Origin of the sequence: Cellulophaga lytica DSM 7489, from assembly GCF_000190595.1 — a bacterium.
GTDB lineage: Bacteria > Bacteroidota > Bacteroidia > Flavobacteriales > Flavobacteriaceae > Cellulophaga > Cellulophaga lytica.
The window spans coordinates 1,045,483-1,064,443 of the sequence record NC_015167.1 but is presented as its reverse complement, the minus strand read 5'-3'; the positions used below and the strand labels follow the sequence as shown (position 1 = coordinate 1,064,443).

At 30.7% G+C, this 18,961-nt stretch carries 24 protein-coding genes; 3 read left to right on the top strand and 21 right to left on the bottom strand.

Annotated features, from left to right (window positions below; translation table 11 throughout):
* Window positions 1-3 precede the first annotated feature (3 nt).
* From CELLY_RS04770 to CELLY_RS04755, 4 genes are all read right to left on the bottom strand, one after another.
* Window positions 4-579, bottom strand: a complete 576-nt coding sequence (locus CELLY_RS04770) for a hypothetical protein (protein WP_013620526.1) — start codon at window positions 577-579, stop codon at window positions 4-6.
* Between the two features lie 161 nt (window positions 580-740).
* Window positions 741-1,160, bottom strand: coding sequence for a hypothetical protein (locus tag CELLY_RS04765; RefSeq protein ID WP_013620525.1), 420 nt, complete (start codon window positions 1,158-1,160; stop codon window positions 741-743).
* A complete protein-coding gene (locus CELLY_RS04760; protein ID WP_013620524.1) occupies window positions 1,153-1,608 on the bottom strand; it encodes a hypothetical protein in 456 nt (151 codons plus the stop codon). Before CELLY_RS04760 ends, CELLY_RS04765 begins: the two co-directional genes overlap by 8 nt.
* Before the next feature lie 163 nt (window positions 1,609-1,771).
* A complete protein-coding gene (locus tag CELLY_RS04755; protein WP_013620523.1) occupies window positions 1,772-2,206 on the bottom strand; it encodes a hypothetical protein in 435 nt (144 codons plus the stop codon).
* A 294-nt stretch (window positions 2,207-2,500) separates the two neighbouring features.
* On the opposite strand from CELLY_RS04755, the gene CELLY_RS04750 reads away from it, so the two are divergent.
* Complete coding sequence (locus tag CELLY_RS04750; protein ID WP_013620522.1) at window positions 2,501-4,801, top strand: DNA topoisomerase 3; 2,301 nt, start codon at window positions 2,501-2,503, stop codon at window positions 4,799-4,801.
* Between the two features lie 7 nt (window positions 4,802-4,808).
* On the opposite strand, the gene CELLY_RS04745 is transcribed toward CELLY_RS04750, so the two are convergent.
* The 5 genes from CELLY_RS04745 to CELLY_RS04725 form a co-directional block, all read right to left on the bottom strand.
* A complete protein-coding gene (locus tag CELLY_RS04745; RefSeq protein ID WP_013620521.1) occupies window positions 4,809-5,603 on the bottom strand; it encodes a CPBP family intramembrane glutamic endopeptidase in 795 nt (264 codons plus the stop codon).
* A 78-nt stretch (window positions 5,604-5,681) separates the two neighbouring features.
* Entirely contained in the window at window positions 5,682-6,215 is a 534-nt protein-coding gene (locus tag CELLY_RS04740; RefSeq protein ID WP_013620520.1) for a DUF4269 domain-containing protein, read from the bottom strand.
* A 60-nt stretch (window positions 6,216-6,275) separates the two neighbouring features.
* Complete coding sequence (locus tag CELLY_RS04735) at window positions 6,276-7,319, bottom strand: ATP-grasp domain-containing protein (RefSeq protein ID WP_013620519.1); 1,044 nt, start codon at window positions 7,317-7,319, stop codon at window positions 6,276-6,278.
* 41 nt (window positions 7,320-7,360) lie between these two features.
* Window positions 7,361-8,113, bottom strand: a complete 753-nt coding sequence (locus CELLY_RS04730) for a hypothetical protein (protein WP_013620518.1) — start codon at window positions 8,111-8,113, stop codon at window positions 7,361-7,363.
* A gap of 184 nt (window positions 8,114-8,297) precedes the next feature.
* On the bottom strand, window positions 8,298-9,299 hold the full coding sequence (locus CELLY_RS04725) for an NAD(P)/FAD-dependent oxidoreductase (protein ID WP_013620517.1): 1,002 nt from the start codon (window positions 9,297-9,299) through the stop codon (window positions 8,298-8,300).
* Window positions 9,300-9,381: 82 nt separating this feature from the next.
* Here CELLY_RS04725 and CELLY_RS04720 point away from each other — a divergent pair, with 82 nt between their 5' ends.
* Window positions 9,382-9,756: a Fur family transcriptional regulator gene (locus CELLY_RS04720; protein WP_013620516.1), complete on the top strand. Its 375-nt coding sequence runs from the start codon at window positions 9,382-9,384 to the stop codon at window positions 9,754-9,756.
* 11 nt (window positions 9,757-9,767) lie between these two features.
* On the opposite strand, the gene CELLY_RS04715 is transcribed toward CELLY_RS04720, so the two are convergent.
* The 3 genes from CELLY_RS04715 to CELLY_RS04705 all read right to left on the bottom strand — a co-directional run bounded on the left by CELLY_RS04715 (window position 9,768) and on the right by CELLY_RS04705 (window position 11,788).
* Window positions 9,768-10,454 carry a GNAT family N-acetyltransferase gene (locus tag CELLY_RS04715; protein WP_013620515.1) on the bottom strand — a complete coding sequence of 229 codons (687 nt, stop codon included), beginning with the start codon at window positions 10,452-10,454 and terminating at the stop codon, window positions 9,768-9,770.
* A 100-nt stretch (window positions 10,455-10,554) separates the two neighbouring features.
* The gene (locus tag CELLY_RS04710) at window positions 10,555-10,932 is read right to left on the bottom strand and encodes a DUF2200 domain-containing protein (protein WP_013620514.1); all 378 of its coding nucleotides are present in this window, start codon (window positions 10,930-10,932) and stop codon (window positions 10,555-10,557) included.
* A 16-nt stretch (window positions 10,933-10,948) separates the two neighbouring features.
* Complete coding sequence (locus CELLY_RS04705) at window positions 10,949-11,788, bottom strand: hypothetical protein (RefSeq protein WP_042256657.1); 840 nt, start codon at window positions 11,786-11,788, stop codon at window positions 10,949-10,951.
* Between the two features lie 793 nt (window positions 11,789-12,581).
* Between CELLY_RS04705 and CELLY_RS04695 the strand changes: the two genes are divergently transcribed.
* Window positions 12,582-13,118: an MCP four helix bundle domain-containing protein gene (locus CELLY_RS04695; protein ID WP_244847068.1), complete on the top strand. Its 537-nt coding sequence runs from the start codon at window positions 12,582-12,584 to the stop codon at window positions 13,116-13,118.
* A 49-nt stretch (window positions 13,119-13,167) separates the two neighbouring features.
* Here the strand turns inward: CELLY_RS04695 and CELLY_RS04690 are convergent, their stop codons facing one another.
* The 9 genes from CELLY_RS04690 to CELLY_RS04650 all read right to left on the bottom strand — a co-directional run bounded on the left by CELLY_RS04690 (window position 13,168) and on the right by CELLY_RS04650 (window position 18,961).
* Complete coding sequence (locus CELLY_RS04690; RefSeq protein WP_013620510.1) at window positions 13,168-13,746, bottom strand: hypothetical protein; 579 nt, start codon at window positions 13,744-13,746, stop codon at window positions 13,168-13,170.
* Between the two features lie 161 nt (window positions 13,747-13,907).
* Window positions 13,908-14,438 carry a hypothetical protein gene (locus tag CELLY_RS04685; RefSeq protein WP_013620509.1) on the bottom strand — a complete coding sequence of 177 codons (531 nt, stop codon included), beginning with the start codon at window positions 14,436-14,438 and terminating at the stop codon, window positions 13,908-13,910.
* Between the two features lie 102 nt (window positions 14,439-14,540).
* Window positions 14,541-15,185, bottom strand: a complete 645-nt coding sequence (locus CELLY_RS04680) for a hypothetical protein (protein WP_013620508.1) — start codon at window positions 15,183-15,185, stop codon at window positions 14,541-14,543.
* A gap of 136 nt (window positions 15,186-15,321) precedes the next feature.
* Window positions 15,322-15,567: a hypothetical protein gene (locus CELLY_RS04675; RefSeq protein ID WP_013620507.1), complete on the bottom strand. Its 246-nt coding sequence runs from the start codon at window positions 15,565-15,567 to the stop codon at window positions 15,322-15,324.
* Between the two features lie 89 nt (window positions 15,568-15,656).
* Window positions 15,657-16,385: a hypothetical protein gene (locus CELLY_RS04670; protein ID WP_013620506.1), complete on the bottom strand. Its 729-nt coding sequence runs from the start codon at window positions 16,383-16,385 to the stop codon at window positions 15,657-15,659.
* Between the two features lie 223 nt (window positions 16,386-16,608).
* Entirely contained in the window at window positions 16,609-17,244 is a 636-nt protein-coding gene (locus CELLY_RS04665) for a hypothetical protein (RefSeq protein WP_013620505.1), read from the bottom strand.
* A 421-nt stretch (window positions 17,245-17,665) separates the two neighbouring features.
* On the bottom strand, window positions 17,666-18,001 hold the full coding sequence (locus CELLY_RS04660) for a hypothetical protein (protein WP_013620504.1): 336 nt from the start codon (window positions 17,999-18,001) through the stop codon (window positions 17,666-17,668).
* A gap of 186 nt (window positions 18,002-18,187) precedes the next feature.
* The gene (locus tag CELLY_RS04655) at window positions 18,188-18,391 is read right to left on the bottom strand and encodes a hypothetical protein (RefSeq protein ID WP_013620502.1); all 204 of its coding nucleotides are present in this window, start codon (window positions 18,389-18,391) and stop codon (window positions 18,188-18,190) included.
* Between the two features lie 180 nt (window positions 18,392-18,571).
* Complete coding sequence (locus CELLY_RS04650; RefSeq protein ID WP_013620501.1) at window positions 18,572-18,961, bottom strand: DoxX family protein; 390 nt, start codon at window positions 18,959-18,961, stop codon at window positions 18,572-18,574.

Here is an 18,961-nt window from a genome sequence, read left to right as displayed (position 1 = left end):
CATTTAATATATATCTTCTGCTCTTTCTAATCCTTGTCCGATTACCCATTTGATTAATTCTTCAACTGTAATGGTTTTTACTTTACCAATGAATTCAGTTAGTTTGTTTCTTTTTGGGGTAGGTAAATTTTTACTGTTTTTTAGATAATTTTCAATGGTGTTATATAGTTCTTGGAATGCAAACATTTTGTCAGTTTGCTCTAATTCAATGATTTGTACATCATCGACATCTCCATCTTCCATTTTGAAGAATAGCACACAAGGTAATTCCGCTGTATTTTTGATTTCAAATGCTCCAACAAAAATTCTATTAAATGCTTTAACTAATTTTTTATTGTCAGAATGGATATAGAAAATGGATAATTCCGAACCTGAAAGTCGGTCAAGCTTTGCAAATCCTCCTTGACTTTTCAAAATATCTCGAATTTGTTTGTCGTGAAAATCGTAAAGTATAAATGCAAATGATTTTGCTCTTTTGTTTTTAAGGTGATTTTCGCAGATTTCAATAAATCTTTTTAAAAAGTTATTATATCCGTGACCAATTCCTTGTTGATGTCCTTGTTCAAAAATTGGAATCATAATTTTCTTTTTTCAGTTTGCGTACAACGGTCTAGTGTATGATTTCGTTGCGTGTTTAAGCATTAAAGTTAGCAAATAAATCACAGATAGAAAGTCCACGAGGACTTTCGTAAGTAGGCTATAACTAGCAATGAATTATACACATTGTTGTAACACGTTTTTTATTTCTTTTCTGTCTTATTTAACTGTTCCAATTTTAAAATCTGCTCTTTCGTTTTGTTAAGTTCTAATTTCAGCGATTCTATTTCAGCGTTTCTTTCCGTTAAATTTTTGTTTATTAATTCCAATTCTGTTATTTGGTCTTTTTGCCATTCTTTATCTCCAACGTAATCTAAACTTGCAAAAACTAACGTAATGACTGATAAAGCAATTACAAAATAAGTCAAATATGTAGATATTCGTGAATAGCGATTATTAGACCTTTTTACTAATTCATTATGAGCTAATAGAGCTATGTTTTTACTGCTATTCGGTGAAATACTATTTGTCTCAAGCCAATTGAAAAATCTCTTGCTATGGACTTTATAAATTGATTCTAGCTCTTCGTTTGTGCTGTCAAGTGTTGGTAGTTCGTTAGCCATTATTATCCTTTATGTATTTAAGTAAATTCACAAGATGTTGTTCTGAATGATGTTTCATTAAAAACTCAAATTGATAAAGTCCATCTTTTTCGCTGTTATTTTGCAATCTCCATTGAACCTCAATTAAATCTTTTATTATGTCAGTCAAGTCATCTATTGAATCTTCAGTAACTAAATCCGCATCTTCGTCAATCTTATGACTTTCCCAAGCAGAATGATACCAACCAAAATCTGGAAAATGTTCAGTTACTATACTTCTGATTCCGTCATAATCTAAGCGTAAAGGTTCTTCATAGTCAGTTTCGTCAAATTCCGTTTCTACATTCAGATATTCAGCGTAAATTCCAACTAACAGTCTTTGAATTTCGAGTGTTTTATTTTCGGATTCAAGTTTCTCATTTGTTCCAAACTCAATAATTCTATCTATTAATTTCTTTAATTTACTCAATGTTTCTTGGTTTGGTCAAATGTGTTACAACGTTAGGTATAACCGAAGTTACGGGATTAAAGTTAACGTTTTTCGGCTTGTCACAGACATTAGCAATTGTGAGTGGATTCGGACGTAGTCGAATCCGCCGTAATTGCGGTTATACATTGTTGCCCACAGTATTTTATTCAACATTTTTTAAAGGAATATTAAATTCGATTTTTTCTTTTTTTTCAATACTGATTTTAACTGACAAATTATCAGATTCATTATAATTATTGGGAGCAGTTATTTCCGTCTTCAATATCCCGTTAGAATTTCTAATGATTCGAATTCCTGCTCCATAAATTGTGATATCGTTTGGTTCAATATTAGTTATTAAGAATTCCGTTTCAGTTGGTTTGTCATAAATTAAATAATCTTTCCCATTTGAGATTTTCATTTCTATTTTTTGATTCCCATTTTGATAAATATAGCTGTTGGATGGATGGATAGAATTGTCAAATTTTTCAAAAGTTAATTCTTTAGTCATTTCCATAAGTTCAGAATTCAATTTTTCCAACTTATAGATATAAATTCCTGCAAGAACAATTAATATTATAGGGAATATTTTTTTCATATTGTGGGCAACTATATATAAACTCAATTTATTGCGTTTATTCCGCCAATAGGGGTAAATAAACGCACATTTAGCTTACTAGTTGGTTTTTTTGGTTGTTTAATTTTCCTACAATGTAAAACTATTTTTTATACTACAATTACGGAAATGTGTAATTGGTATATTTTTTAGTATGGTTGGTTATTTTTTACATACGTTATGCACAAAATTTTTACTACTACTTTTTTTTGTTAATTTTTTTATGCGCCAACTATAAATACATCCACTAATAAAATCCTATTTTTACGCCTTGTTATGAAAGTTTGTATTGCAGAAAAACCAAGTGTTGCCCGTGAAATTGCTACTGTATTAGGTGCTAATACAAAGCATGATGGGTATTTTATGGGTAATGGCTATGCAGTAACCTATACTTTTGGCCATTTATGCACACTTTGTGAGCCTAACGACTATAAACCACACTGGAAAAGTTGGGACCTTAACAACTTGCCAATGCTACCCAATAAGTTTAAAACCAAAGTAGTACAAGAGTCTGGCATACAAAAACAGTTTAAAATTGTAAAAAAATTATTTGACCAAGCTACTGTAGTAATTAACTGTGGTGATGCTGGGCAAGAAGGAGAACTTATACAGCGTTGGGTTATAGACCAAGCAGCGTACAAAGGAGAGGTGCAACGCTTATGGATATCGTCTTTAACAACAGAGGCAATAAAGGAAGGGTTTCAAAAACTACAACCTGCTACCAAATATGACAATTTATACTACGCAGGTTTTTCTAGAGCCATAGGAGATTGGCTTTTGGGTATTAACGCTACACGTTTGTACACCGTAAAACACGGTGGTTACAAGCAAATGTTATCTGTAGGGCGTGTGCAAACACCTACTTTAGCTATGATTGTGAATAGGTACCATGAAATAGAAAATTTTAAGCCGCAACCGTATTGGGAGCTACAAACATTGTACAGAGACACACTGTTTAATTGCGAAAAAGGAAGGTTTTTAAAGAAAGAAGAAGGAGAGGCTTTTGCTGCAAAAGTAAAAGAAAACGATTTTGAAATTGTGTCTACCACCAAAAAAAAGGGCAAGGAATATGCGCCTAAGTTGTTTGACCTTACTGGCTTGCAGGTATATTGCAATACAAAATTTGGTTTTTCTGCAGATGAAACCTTAAAAATAGTACAAAAATTATACGAGCAAAAAGTGGTAACCTACCCAAGGGTAGATACTACCTTTTTACCTAATGATATTTACCCAAAAGTAGCCGGAATTTTACAAAAGTTAACCAATTACCAAAACCTTACGCAAGTTGTTTTGGCGGGTAAAATTAGAAAATCTGCCAAGGTTTTTAACGATAAAAAAGTAACAGACCACCACGCTATTATACCTACTGGTGTGCAAATAAATTTACAGCACAACCAACAGTTGGTGTATGATATTATTACCAAACGTTTTATTGCTGTTTTTTATCCAGATTGTGAGGTGGCAAATACAACGGTATTAGGTAAAACAGACACAGTGCCTTTTAAAACAACGGGTAAAGAAATTTTAAAAAAGGGCTGGCGTGTTGTTTTTGAAAATCCGGATGCTAAAAATAAGCCAGAGAAAGGCATTTTACCATCTTTTGAAAAAGGAGAAAAAGGACCGCATGAACCTTCGTTTTTAGAAAAAGAAACCAAACCACCAAAGCAATACACAGAGGCTAGTTTGCTACGTGCTATGGAAACCGCAGGCAAGCAGGTAGATGATGATGAAATGCGAGAGTTAATGAAGGAAAACGGTATAGGAAGACCGTCTACCAGAGCAAATATTATAGAAACACTTTTCAGGCGCAAATACATAGAGCGTAAAAAAAAGCAATTGCTACCAACCCAAACAGGCATAAAACTTATAGGCATTATAAAAAATAAATTGTTAACCTCTGCCGAGCTTACGGGTATGTGGGAAAAACAATTAAAACAAATTGAAAGCGGAAATTTTTATGCAGGTGTTTTTATCAACAACATGAAAAAAATGATTGACGATTTGGTGTATGAAGTCCGTATTGAACAAAAGCACATTAAAATTTCGCATGCAGCCACAGAAAAAGCTGCAAAACCTGTAAAAGAAAAGAAAATTACCTCTGTACAAGGTAAAACGTGCCCTAAATGCAAACAAGGTGTGTTGTTAAAGGGCAAAACTGCTTACGGTTGTAGCGCCTATAAAACAGGGTGTAAAATGGTATTGCCTTTTGTATATATGGATAAAAAAATATCTGAAAAACAGTATTTACGATTGTTAGATAAAGGTTGTACTGTTAACCTAAAAGGTTTTAAAACCGAGCACGGAACCAAAGAAGGTTTGTTGCGTTTTAATGATGATTTTGAGTTGGTGTTAGAAGAAAAAAAAGTAGCACCAAAACAAAAACAAACTACAGTTACAGATCCAATGCCGTGTCCGCAATGCAAAACAGGAACTGTACTAAAAGGTAAAACAGCCTATGGTTGTAGTGCGTACAAAACGGGTTGTAACTTTAAGTATCCTTTTAGTGTTTTAAGAGAAAAAGCAGCAGGCAAAGCCCTAACCAAAGAGTTGGTGTATGCATTATTGTCTAAAAAGTAATGCTTTTTTAAGCATTATGAATAGTAGTTGCTGTAAGCTTGTATTTTTTCATTAAAAACAAGCCGTAAATAAAGCAAGGCAAAGCTAATACTGTAATAAGTGCAGCAGTCTCTAAGGACATTAATTCGCTTATTTTTTCTTTAATAGGCATACCTACCACATCTAAATCTGCTACAAAATCTATTATTGCGTGTACTATAATTAAGGGGTATAATCTTTTTGTTATCACAAGTAAAAAACCAAACATTACCCCAATAAAAGTAGCGTAAATAAGCTGTGCTAACTCGCCATAAATTCCGGTATCAAAATTTAATAAATGTATAGCACCAAAAAATAAGGCAGCTAAAAACACAGAAATAATAGTGTTTTTACGGCTGTTGCCTAAGTAATTTATAAGGTGCGACTGTAAAAAGCCTCTAATGCTTAACTCTTCTGCAAACCCTATAGATATAGAGTAAAACAAAAATAAGAAAACGTTAGGCAACAATGTTTGTATGTCTACAACATCTATAATTAATACATTTAATAACACTAAATACAAAAGCGGAAATAACAGCAGATACCATTTGTTTACGTTCCCTTTTTGGAGTCCTGCTAATTTACCGAGCTTATTTTTTTGAATAAAAAAGTACGAAACAACAATTAAAATTAAATTGGCACAAATATTTAAAAGTGTGTGTATGGCATAAGATTCAATATTTTTTTGAATAAAAAGGTATGATAAGGACTCTCTTGCAATTAAAATTAAAAGTAAAGCCGTAACAAAAAGTAAAAGCTGATTCCAGAACTGTTTTTTGGTCATAATTTTGGTCTTAGTTGGTTTGTTTACTTAATAGACGCTAATTATGCTTGTAACGTTGCTTGAATAGATGGTATTTTATCAATCTTTTTCTTCAAGCTCTAATAATGCTACATACGGATCTCCTTTTAAGCCCAGTAATTTAGCAAAAGCGGGTTCGGTTTTTATGCCGCTAACTTTTAATTCTCTTATTTGTTGCTTAAAGTCAGCTCCTTTTTTTTGTAAAATATGATGTTCTACAACCATATGTCGGTAAGCATTTTGCTTGGTAGTTGGAATATCTTGACCAAAAATTTCAACTAAAAAATGCTCCGTTTTAAACTCGGCAATAGTGGCAGCAATGTTGTTTTGTAAAGTAGTGTGTACCTTAAAGTTTTTAAAAGTAGAAAACTCTTGTTGTAGGTATGCCAAAAACTCAGCGTGATTTTTACATTCGCAGATAATATCTAAATCACTTTCTGCAATATCAATCTCTATTGGTATTGTGCCAGTTAAAATAGGATTGTATTTTTTAAGTTTTTCTAGAATTTTATAGTGGTTTAACTCATAAAAAGCCAGTTTTTGCCGTTGGTTTCCGTGGTTAAGATATGCTATGTTTTTAAAGTTTTTTGCCAAACCTTTATGCTTAATGTACTGTTTTTAAATTAGGAATTTTATTATTTTTTAGCTCTTCAGCTATAAATTAGCTGTCCATTTTTGATTTAACATATTTTTTAGCAAATCAAAATAATTCCAACCAATACCTCTAGCGGCTAATGAAGACAAGCTATCTTGGTTTTTTCTTTGTGGTCTAGATGGTCCTGTCATATTAGGCTTCATATTTACATCAAATAAATAGTAATTTCCTTTTTCATCTGCTCTACAATCTATTCGTATGGGGGCTTTAATGTGTAGCAATTCGGCCGCTTTTTCACACTGCTTACAAACAGCTATAATTTGGTTAGAATTACGTTCACTGTTATCTAATAGTGCACTATTTTTAATAACAGCAACAGTTCCGTTGTATGGTGCAATTCCGTTTTGGTGGTTAAAGCGTTTAACAGGAGGTAGGCACCAGGCCGTAGTAAATTGTTTTTTATTATTATTTATAATGTAACTACCAGACGGCATTACTGTAATGGTTATTTCTTGTCCGCTTAAAAATTGTTCTAAATAAACAGATGTTCCATACTGTTTGCTTAAAAATAAACTAGACAATTTTGCATTTAATTCTTTTTCGTTTTTAACCAGAGAAACACCTTGGCTACCTCTTCCTCTAATAGGCTTAACAACTATGGGGAAATCACCTTTGTAATTAATGGTATCACCTTCTGTTATTAAGGTTGTTTCTGGAATTAAAATTCCGTTTTCTTTTAACAACTTATTGGTTGTCCATTTATCATCGTAAATATCTACCACGCTAGGTAATTGCCCAACAAAGTAATTATTTAAGTTAAAAAACTTTTCTATAGGGTGCGTTTTGTACAATACGGTGTTTAACCAAAAAACGGTAGCGCCTTTATTTATGGCATTTTGTATACCTTCTTCAGTATCAGGAAAAACCCAATCTAAATTGTTCTCTATAGATGGGTTATCTACAGGAGTACTAATTTTTATATTGTTGTTGTGTAGTTCACAAGCAATATCAGCACCACTGTCTGAGTATCCACCTGGTTTCATTGGTTTTTGTATTCCGTCTCTTATAGGAGGAAGATTTTTTTGATATAAAATAGCAATCATAGTAATCTAAGGTACAATTTTAGAGTTACTTTTTAGCAGATTTAATTGTAATACTCGTTCCCGTTAGCGTCTATATAACCTGTTTTATTGTTGGTGGTTGTAAATTTAGCCAGTCCGTTAACAAAAGGTGCTAAGTCTTTGTATTTAACTTCTGTAATGTTATAGTACCCAACTTTATTGTTTGTCTGTACTTTTAAAATGCCATTAGCAGCGGTTACGGCATCATAATAATTTACGGTATTGTTATATAAAACACCTTTTTTTTTGCCTTTGCTAATTAGTACAGCATTTAAGAATGTTTCTGTGGCGTAAAACATAGATTCGTTAGCATCAAACGTTACTTTTTTTGTTCCATTTGAGAAATTAATTTTATCAATTCCAGCAGCACTTATACTTCCAATTTCTTTGGCAGCAAGGTTTTCTTCGCCATCATAGCCTACAAGTTCTGTTACAATATATGTATTGTCTCTTTTTATAATTTCATACGTGTAATTTGGTACTGTACCACAAACTTCTATTATTAAGTTAGCTTCTTCTACTTTGGAGCCTTTTTCATTAATGTAAAACATATTATTTTTTTCATCTAAAACTTGTAAAAAGCCATTTAAACGTACAGCTATTTTTAGGTTTTTAAAAATCACTTTTTCATCATTCTTATGTACCTCAAAAGTGTTTGTATTTCTATTTTTATACAGTTTTAAATTAATTCCAAAAGCAGAAATTAGTGAGTCTTTTTTTTGAGCAAAAGACCCCATTGTACTTATGGATAAAATAAAAATTAAAAATGTTTTCATAGGTTAGTTTTGCTAAACTAAGTTAGCAAATTAACGGAACTAATTATGTCATTACTCTTGTAACTTAATACGTAAACAGGTTTTTCCTTTTTAGATGGGTTGGCCATTACAAATTTTATGGTATTGTATGTTTACTTAATAGACGCAATTGTAGACCATTTTGTTGCCTGGTTTTTTACTACATTTAAAAATTTTCTTGAGTTAATTCGTTATTTAGCATTGCGCCCGCTAAGTTACCAGTATAAACTGCACTAGATAAAGCACGTAGTCTAGAGCTGTTGTCTCCGCAAGCATATACACCATCTACTGTAGTTTTTTGCATAGGGTTTACCTCAATATGTCCGTTTTCTGTAAGTTTACAACCTAGTTGTTCTGCAATATTAGTGCTTTGTTTAAAAGGTACATCTGCATAAGCACAATCATAATTTTCAGAGCTACCGTCTTTAAATTCAATTTTTTCTAACTGACCGTTTGCATGCACAATGGTTTCAATCTCTTTTTCGTTAATTTTAATATTATGTTGTTTTAGTTTTTTAAGTTCTTCATCACTAAAATTATTTTTGCCCATAGTAATAATTGTACTGTTATTAGTTAAGTTATTTACTAATGATGCCAAATGAAAAGCCCTATCTCCGTTAGCAATTATAGCTGTTTTTTTATTTTTGTACTCATAACCATGGCAGTATGGGCAATGTATTACAGATATGCCCCAACAAGAAGAAAAGCCTTGTATATTGGGTAATAGGTCTTTAATACCTGTGGCAATAATTATTTTTTTAGCAGTAAATACGTTTTCATTGTCTGTAGTTACACTAAAAATAGCATTGGTTTTTTTAGCGTTAACCACAAATCCGTTGTGGTAAGTAACACTGTTGTAGGCTGCTAGTTGTTCTTTTCCAATTTTTAAAATTTCACCAGGCTTATTTCCATCTTGACTCAAAAAATTGTGAGCGTGTGGCGTTTGTGCATTGCAAGGTTTGCCAGCATCAATAACTAACGTTTTTTTTAAAGATCTACCTAAGGCCATAGCAGCAGACAAACCTGCGTAGCTTCCGCCAATAATTACAACATCAAAATCTGTTTTATTCATTTTATACACGTATTTAGAAAAGTTCCATAAAGGATTTTGCACCGTAATGGCAATACCAGAAATTGCAAAAGCCTTAATAACAGCTCTCCTGATCATAATTTCACATTAATGCAACATTGTTGCAATTAATAACAAATATAGATAAATTTTTGTATTATTGCGAATTAATCGCAATAAAATGAATAGAAGAAATACACCAGCTAAAGAAGCGGTTTTAAAATTACTGTCTGGCTCAAAAAAAGCACTTAGCCAAGATGCTATAGAGAAGCAGTTAGATATTGCTATAAACAGGGCTACAATTTACAGGGTGTTAAATAGGTTTTGCGAAGATGGTTTGGTGCATAAAATTGTTGCAGAGGATGGCAAACAATACTTTGCTATTTGTAAAAAATGCGAAAACGAGGAGGAGGTAAAGCCTCATTTTCATTTTAGGTGTGTACGTTGTGATACTATAGAATGTTTGCAAATAACTGTAGAATATACCACCCCAAAAGGATACAGTGTTAGCAGTGCAAATTGTATTTTAACAGGCACTTGTAGCAATTGTGTGTAATGTGTGGTAGTTTATTTTTTAGTGTACAACCACCAGTTCATATCTCTTGTAAAAGTATATCCTAATTTTTGATATAGCGCTATAGCTGGGTTTCCTTTATTGGTATGTAAAATGGGTGTTTTGTTTTCTTTTAAAATTTCTTTAGTGTTGTGTGCAATTAACTGTTTTGCTAATCCTCTTCTGGTGTAATTAGGATGTGTAACAACAGCGCTAACCTCTATAAAAAGGTTACTTTGTAAACGTTGGCCAGCTATAGAAACCAGTTTGCCGTTTTTAAATATACCAAAGTACTTGCCCATTTCAAAGGTTCTTTTTCTATAGTAACCAGGCATAACCAACCAAACTAAATCATAAATTTCTTCACTAAAAGTTTCGTCCAGTAGTACTATTTCTTCAGTTATATTAACATTGGTTAGGGAGTCTAAAACCATTTGGCATCCATCAATTTTTTTAGTGAATTCTACTTTGGTTTCATCTACCACAGGAGTTAAATTTTCTGAGACATAAAAAAAACTATCAGACGTTTTTATGTACTCATTAGCAGCTTCTGCAGTATTGTTTTCATCAAAAAAAGCCCCAAAAGTGCAAACTTCAGAATTGTAAAATTGTACGTTGTTAAACTCAACCGCAAATTTTTTATGTGTTTCTTGTAAAGAAGACCAAACAGGGTTTTTTAGTTGATGCTCTAGCGTAGACATAAAATAAAAGTTACGTGAAAAATAAAGTTTTTATAAATAGATAAACTTGTTTGTACTGTAGTAATTTCAAAGAAATTAAAACAAAAACTAAAGGTATAAGTTATTTTTTTTCTTTTCGTAAAATTTTCTCCATTTTACGCCCTTTTGCCAATTCATCAATTAGTTTTTCCATTTGCCTGCATTGTTTGTATAGTTTAAACTCTTCTTCTATTTCTTCTATACGGTAACCACAAACAACACCTTTAATTAAATGTTCATTAGGGTGAATTTTAGCTTTGTCAAAAAAAGCTTTAAACGTCACTTTTTCATCAATAAGGTTTTGTAAGGTAGTAGCGTTAAAACCAGTAAACCATTCTATTACTTGGTCTAACTCTTCTTTTGTTCGCCCGTTTTTTTCTATTCTACTTAAATAGTGAGGATAAATAGAAGCGAAAATCATATTTGCGACTTGTTCATTTTTTTTGGTGGTAACTTTCATAATTTAATTTAGGTTACTATTTGTAATAGGTTATTTGGTAAGTGTACTCTTTAGTAATGGTTGCTAACGATCCTATCTCGCTAACAGTTTTAGAACTACTATTTTTTAAGTTGTCATAAGCATAACTTATAAATTTGGTTTCTTTTCCTTTTTCAAAAAAACGATGTTCATGTAACAATCCGTTTTGGTAGGCCATAGTCTGCTTGCTTTCTAAAACATTGTTTACATAAACCTTAATTTCTATATAATTCTTAGAGTCGTTATAAGTGTAGTGTTCTACAAACCCTACGTTATCATTTGCAACCGTATTGGTATGCTTCATTTTTGTAACTAAACCATCTGCGTAAGTATAAGTAATGGTATTACTGTAATTTTTGCCGTCTTGGTTATAGCAATTTTCTGTTACTGTTGTTAATTGGTTTTTTTGATTATGCTCGTAGTTTTTCTCGCAATAGGTATTAAATAAATGGTTATTATTTTTTGTAAAAATAATATTATTGTTCTTGTCCGTTTTGGTAATGGATGATTCTACCAATTCATCATCTTCATAAGTTTTAGTTTCTACCTCATTTTCTTTATAAAAATATTTTTTTACCGTTGTATAGCCGCTAGATCCAAGTATTTTTTCAGTTTCGGTGTCTAATTTATTATTTTGATAATCGTATGTTGTTATGCTGTATATTTTTTCTCCAGAAAATACGGTTTCCTTTAATAAAAATCCATTTTCATTAAACTCTTTTTCTGTGTTCAAAAGAGGAGATTCGCTATTATTTTTATTTTGTGTAAACTCTTTTATGCTTTTTACTTTTCCAGCTAAGTTTAATTTTTCTAAATGGTTCTTATGGTTTTCTTTCATTTTTGTTTGTTGTGCATTACAAATAGTTGTGATTAAAATATAAGGGGTATAAGTTTTTTCATATATCAAGAAATCTTACTTTTTGTTGGTTGAAGTTGTTTATTTTTTTTGTAGAAAATAATAGGTAAATATAATGATGTTAAAAATTGCCAGCATTGTACTTAAAGCCCAAGTCCAATTAAATTTATGAGTGTTGTATAGGTGTATAGAGGATAGTACACAAGTATACAACGCTAGTAAACCAGCAATTGCAAGTATAATTATACCTAAATATATTAAGTAGTCTAAATCTGACTTCCAAAAAAAATAGCTTAATTTTATAAAAATTACTATACTGCCAATTAAAGAGAACAGAAAAGAAATAATTAATAGCTTTTTTGTATTCATATTAATTTGTTAAAACAATAAAATTAGCGTTTAAAATAAAAATAACATTTATATGTTACACTAAATACCTTTTTTATTATTTTTTTTGGAGTCCTTTTGTTGCTGCTATTATTGCTAAATATCTAAGTAAAAAATTAGGCTTTATAATATGTTACTAAGTACTACTTTGCTTTATTGTTTAACTATAAACAGCTTTTACATTTTAGTGCTATTACTTTTTATGAATAAATTATACAAGTCTAATTTGAGTGTTGATATATATATTAATTTTTAGTATTTTTATTTTGTAAGATAAACTTAACACACCCACCACGTAGAGTTTATACAGTAAATAATAACTAAAATGGGATTTTATGCCAAGTTTAAATGGATTCTAGGAATTTTAATGATTTTTGTCTTAATTATAATGACAAACTTAATTGACAAAAACAATTTTGTGCGGGTTAGAGACTCTGTTGTAACCATTTATGAAGACAGATTAATAGCCAACGATTTAATTTTTGAAAAGTTAAAGTTGGTACAAGAAAAAGAGATTGCGGTTAAAACATTGGATAGTACTTTTTATGAAAACCGTAATTTAAAAGTAAACGATAATTTACAGTCGTTAATTTCTAGATTTGAAGAAACAAAATTAACTTCTAAGGAGGCAACCGTATTTAACGACTTTAAAAGTAACGTTAAGGTGTTGCAAAATGCAGAAACTAAGTTTATAAACTCTAGTTATAACAGTACATCTAAAGTAAATAGCGCTATAAATAGTTTAAAAACTAACCTTAGTGATTTATCTAAAATACAGTTAAATGAGGGTAGCAGGCAAATGTCTATTAGTAAACGTGCAGTAGATTCGGTAGAGCTATTTACACAAATAGAAATCTATATGCTTGTTTTTTTAGCAATTATTATTCAGATTGTTGTAATGTATAACCCCAAAGAAAAGAAGTGAGTTATACCGTAGCTGAAATAGAAGTGTTTATATAGGTTGTTTTGCTAAACTACGTTAGCAAATTAACGGGAGTAGTCATAGTATTACTCTTGTAACTTAATACGTATACAGGTTTTTCTTTTTTAGATGGGTTGGCTATTACAAATTCTATAGTGTTGTTTGTATACTTTTCAAAAATGATATTAGCTTTAGCGTTAGCTTCTTCTTCAGTTATTGTATTGGCTTCTAACTCTTTGTTAAGCGCCTCTATTTTAGGATTTACATCTTTATCGTTTACAATAAACTGCTCAAGCGCAATATTTTTTTTAGCTAAAATTTTAGCAGACTTATTAGCAATTATAACACCGCCAATTTGCCATTCTTTTTGACCTTGACCATTGGTTTCAAAAACAATATAGCCAACAGTACCAGATATAGAATATACAGGCGTATTATGTTCTAATTTAATCTTATATAGTTTTTTTAAAGTGTCTACCTCTTTTTGTGTGAGGACTCTATCATAGCTTAAGTTTTCTAAAATACTGGCTTGTGTCTTTTTCATATCTCCTTTGCCTTGGTAATAGCTAATGATACTTATAATACCTAGAACTAGCATAATAGCAAATAAGATTAATTTAATGTAGCCCATAATTTTTGGTGGTTTTTTGGTTTTTATAAAAGCAGAAATATTCTTTTTTTACAGTTTGGTTTAAGTGCAATGTATATACACTACAGTAGTAACTAACGCCTTTTTAATAGAATAGTTGTATGAGAAATAAGAAATTTAGGAGGTATTGTTTAAGTGATTTTTTAATTTTTTCTTAGTTGATGTTCACCTTGGACTAATTTCCAAATTCCTAAACCAAATAGTAATATGGCTGGTATGCTTATTCTTCCTTTGGTAAGTAAAAAGATATTAATTAAAATAGAAACAACGAGTAATACAATACCTATTGTTGTATTCTTTTTTCCTTTTTCTCTTAATTTATTTTTTATCTCATTTAAATAATTAGAATCAACATTAAAGTTTTCTTTTAAATCATTATCTATAGTTTCTTTTGATTCTCCTTCAAGTTTTTTAGACTCAATATAGTTTAGAATTATATTTTCTTGGGATTGTTCTTTCTTTATAATATCAAACATATCTATACCCATAGTTTTTAGTTTAAATTTGATATTCTCAATAGATTCGCCAGCTTCTAATTCTTCTTTAATGTAATTATCAGGATCAAAATTGTTTCTTAGTTCTTGCTCGTTCTTTTGGTTTATAAGGTGTTTGGTTATTTTAGAAACTTCATCTAACTCATTACGCTTAATTAACTCTTCTTGCAGAAGTACCACAGCTTCAGGTTTTAAACCGTTTATTTCTTTAGCAATACTTAATAGCTTGTCGGTAGAAAATACTGAATAGTTTTTTTTTATTTTTAATTCTGTGTGTCATTTTTACTCCTTAAAAAGCACTTCTTTAAACGAGTTTTCTTCATCCGTTATAATTAGCGGTGGTTCTAGGTGAGCGTGACCTTCATCAAACATTTTACCAGTCACTTTTTTAATTTTATACCAAGATTCTTGCGTTTCAGACACAACACTAATGTCATAATAGTCTTCTTTTTCTAAAATGCGCATTGTACCATTAAACTCGGCTATATCTGCATAATTAAAAGAGTCTATAGCATTACATACAAACGCTATATTTTTTTTGATAGATTCTGTTTGTACATAATAGGGTATGTTTTTTTGATTATTAAAGTCCAGTGGGTTTGCAACGGTACTTTTAGAACCAGATGCTGTAGTTAAGTTTACGCTAGCATTATCATAAAAAACGGTGTTTATAGGCAAGTACATTACAGGGTTGTAAAAAATAACGTAAAGCTCTTTACCATTGCTTTGTACGCTAGTTTTAGAAAAGTTTTCTAATCTTGCATTTTTATCCACCAAAGGCAATGCAAGCTTAATAATAGAATCTTTACCTAATTTTACTAATTCCTTTACTTCTTTGGTCATTTTAAACTTCTTTGTTTTTTGGGCATAACTAGATGAAGAAATAAGAGTAATTAGAATTAAAATTGATGTAAATTTTATTTTCATAAATTTCTATTTTAAAGTGTCTATTCCAAACGGACTTTCTGCATCTTCAGCATAATCTCTAAAAAAGCCCCATTTGGTTTTACTGGTAATATTTTTCTTTTCACCTCCGCTTTTAAATCCATCATTACAGTCAACATCAAATGAAATGGATTTTTAATCCGTTATTCTCATTAAAATCAAACGATTTGTAAGTAAGAGTAATTCCGTTAGAAGCTAATTTTTTCTTTATGCTAATTAAATCATCAGGCTGTAAATTACTGTTAAATATAATTTCAATTTTTAGTCCGTTTGGCTTTGTCTCAGAAATTTTTTCATTAGTGTTAAACGCACTAAAGGTTACAAATAGTAGTAGAATTGGTAATGTTTTTAATAGGTTTTTCATAATAATTATATTTTTTAAATTTAAAAAATATGATAATAAACACTAGCATTAAAGGCGTGTGCAATGGTTATTTTTATTAGTTATAGCAATTACTTACCAACTAGTCCTAATTCTTTCTTTATGTCGGTTCGTGTAGATAATTTAGTAGGGTTTACACCCCATTTTTCGGCAATCTCCATAACTAACATTTCATCTGCATAAGTCAAGTCCTCACGCTCAAAATATGCTTCATTTTTTGCGTCCTCGGATAGTGAGTTGAATAATTTTAGTCCTTCTTCTGCTTTAGTCGGTTCACCAAAAACTTTAATGTTTTCCATACTTTCTCCAAGATACGAATAAATTCGTTCCATTTTTCCATTCTTAGATTTCATCCAACTATGGTACTCCACAACTCGGTTGGTGCCAAAAAAATGAGCTTCTCCAAACTCCGTACTTAAATAATTTAAGAGGATTTCTACAGCAGCCATATTTTCTTTATCATCTCTTTTATTTACCAATCCGTTTCCGGTAATTAAAGTCCATTCTCCAATTTGTGGAGTAATATAAATTCCATCTTCATAAGCGGTTTCAATTCCGCTTTTCCAATTTGCTTGTTTAGTTTTTTTCAATTTAATAATTTCTGCAAGTCTTTTTTTCTGATTTGTTTTTACAGCAATCCAAACCATTTTATATCCAAAATCTAAGGGTTTATCTAGGATGTTAGAAACAGCTAACGCTTTTTGTTTATTATGAAATTCAGAATTTATTCCAGTTTTTTTGGCATACCAGACAGAAACTAAAACCAGTAAAACTATTCCAATGATGATTACAACTTTCATTTTTTTCTAATTGTGCTTAACGGACTAGTGTACAAAACGTAGCGTGTAAAAAAAACACTAACTTTTCGGATAAACACTTAGCCATCCCAAAGCCTCGGGATTCTATTTTGTTTTCATTTTTAAGGCCAAATCAAAAGATTTGGCGGACTTTATAAAAAGGCACTAAACTTTGCGTTAAGCACCAAAATCCGTATTAATTATAGCCAATGTTAGGTGTAGTTTTTTATTCTTTAGTTTGAAATATCAATATTCCTCCGTCATCAATTAGAAAAACACTACAATTATTGTTCTCTAATTTTAATAATGATTTGTATGGGTTTATATGATTTATATCAGTAAGAGTCCATAAAATCCAACGACTCGGGACATATGAACTACGCATTCGATACATTGGTTCACTTAAAAAGTGGTAGGCATTATTTCCAATTTCACCTGTCCCTTTTTTTATGAAATCATATATTTGGTCGTCTATTTCAATTGATATCATTTCTGAATAATTTATATCAGTTAAATCTGACATAGAATTACCTGTTCTAAATATAATTTTAGGATTGTTTAGTTCTTCTGAATAAGCTATTTTTTGTAAGTCATTAATAGCTTTCTGAGTTTCTGAAATAATCTCTTCTTTATTTAATTTTTGATTAAATTCCTCAATTAATCCATTTCTTAAATTATAAGCATTGTTTCCGATTTCAGTTCCTTTAGGGAAAGAATTGAAAAGTTCAATAAATTTGTTTTTATCTAATTCCCATATATCAAAGTGTAAATCAAAGTCACACTTTGGGTCAACTTCAACATTTATGGGTTTTTCCATAATCTGTCTCCATTCATTTTGCCAAATTTTATATTGTTTTTTCATTTTTCTTAATTACACCTAACGGTTTGTGTATGGTTAGTTGCATGTTTAAGTAACTAATTTAGCAAATAAAAACCGAATAGAAAATCCGCTAGTCCCGACGCTTCGGGATTCGTAAATTGGCTTGTACTAGCAATTAATTTTATACAATGTTGTACAATGTTTTTTTATCGGATGATGATTTTAACAGGCTTTTCAGTCAAGAACCAGTTAGTTGCACACCTTTAAAGTCAAAAAGTCGAATCATTTACGCAAGATATAGTCCTCAAAAATTTGGATAAAACATTGTGCAAGAGGTTAATTTTTAAAATAAGTTATATGTCAAGTGTAGATTTGTATTCAGGTGCTCTAAATCCAAAGTCAGAGTTTTATAACCCAAAAGAGGTTTTAAAAACATTTATTGAAGTTTTAGATAATTCAAAATTTAATGAAAGTGTTTCAGCAAATCATCTGATGGTTTTAGCGGTAGCCTTGTCCAAATTGCACCTTTCCCGTTTTGGACACGAATGTAAATTTTATCAAGACCTATATCGTCTATGTCAAAACCATATTTCTGGTCAGACAACAAATCGTGAAAAATCAACAGGTCATTAAATTCAAATAATTTGAAATCAATTCTGGTGTATTCTCCGTCTTTAATTTTTAAAATCATTAGTTTTTTATCTAATGATAAAGGTGGTAATACGTATTCAGTTCCACTTCCAACGTTCCATCGTGAGTATGTTACGTCTAAATCATTTTTTTCAAAATGTTTATTCATTTAATGTTCTGTGTTTAAATAATTATATAATGTCTGAAATATTACAAATTAAAGGATTGTCTGTTGACGAGTTGCGTCAAAAAGCGATTGAAATAGGAAAACAATTAGATGGTCTTTCTGTTAATCAGTCAAATTATGTTTTGCAATTGATTAAACAAGAAATGAGTTCTAATTCATTTATCAGATTTAATCAAGTCCTAGGGCTTGAACAGCACTTGCAACAGATGTCCAAGGAAGATTAACAACAAAAGAAACATTAACGTCGTTTTCTTTTTTGACATTAAGCGTCATTACTGTTTTATTATTTATATTTTCAACGGAAGCAATGTTATCAACATTGATGATTTTATTACCTTCATCGGTAATACATTCGTAAAATTTTGTTTTCATAATTCTGTTTGAAGTTAGTTATTTTAAATATTGTACAACTACTCAATAACCTCAATGTATTGCGTTTATTCCTCCAATACGGCTGTATAAATGCACATTTTAGTTTTAAGCGTTAAATTTTCCTACAATTTATAACTATTTTTTATTTTAGAAATGTAAAAACGTATATAAATAATCTTCTTATATAAACTTTATAATCAGTTGGGAAACTGCAATAAGCAGTAACGTAATAGCTAGGCTTACCAACATAGGCACAGGAGTTTCTCTTATAAAATATTCGGTAACCAACGCTCCAGCCATAGTACCAAATAGCAAAATATAGCCCGTTATTGTAGTAATGTTCCCTGCTTTTTCACTTAAAAAAACAGAAGCCAATAACACCAATGCAGTTAGCAATTCTAATGTACCGGTAAAGTGCATAAAGCCTTTGCCGCTTATACCTAAAACTTCGCCAAATTGTGTAAATGATTTTACGCTTACCGCTAAGCCACGTAGTTTAGGAAGGGCAAATGTAAACATAGCATAAGCGCTCAGTAATTTTAATCCTATTGTAATAATATTTAGTACCAT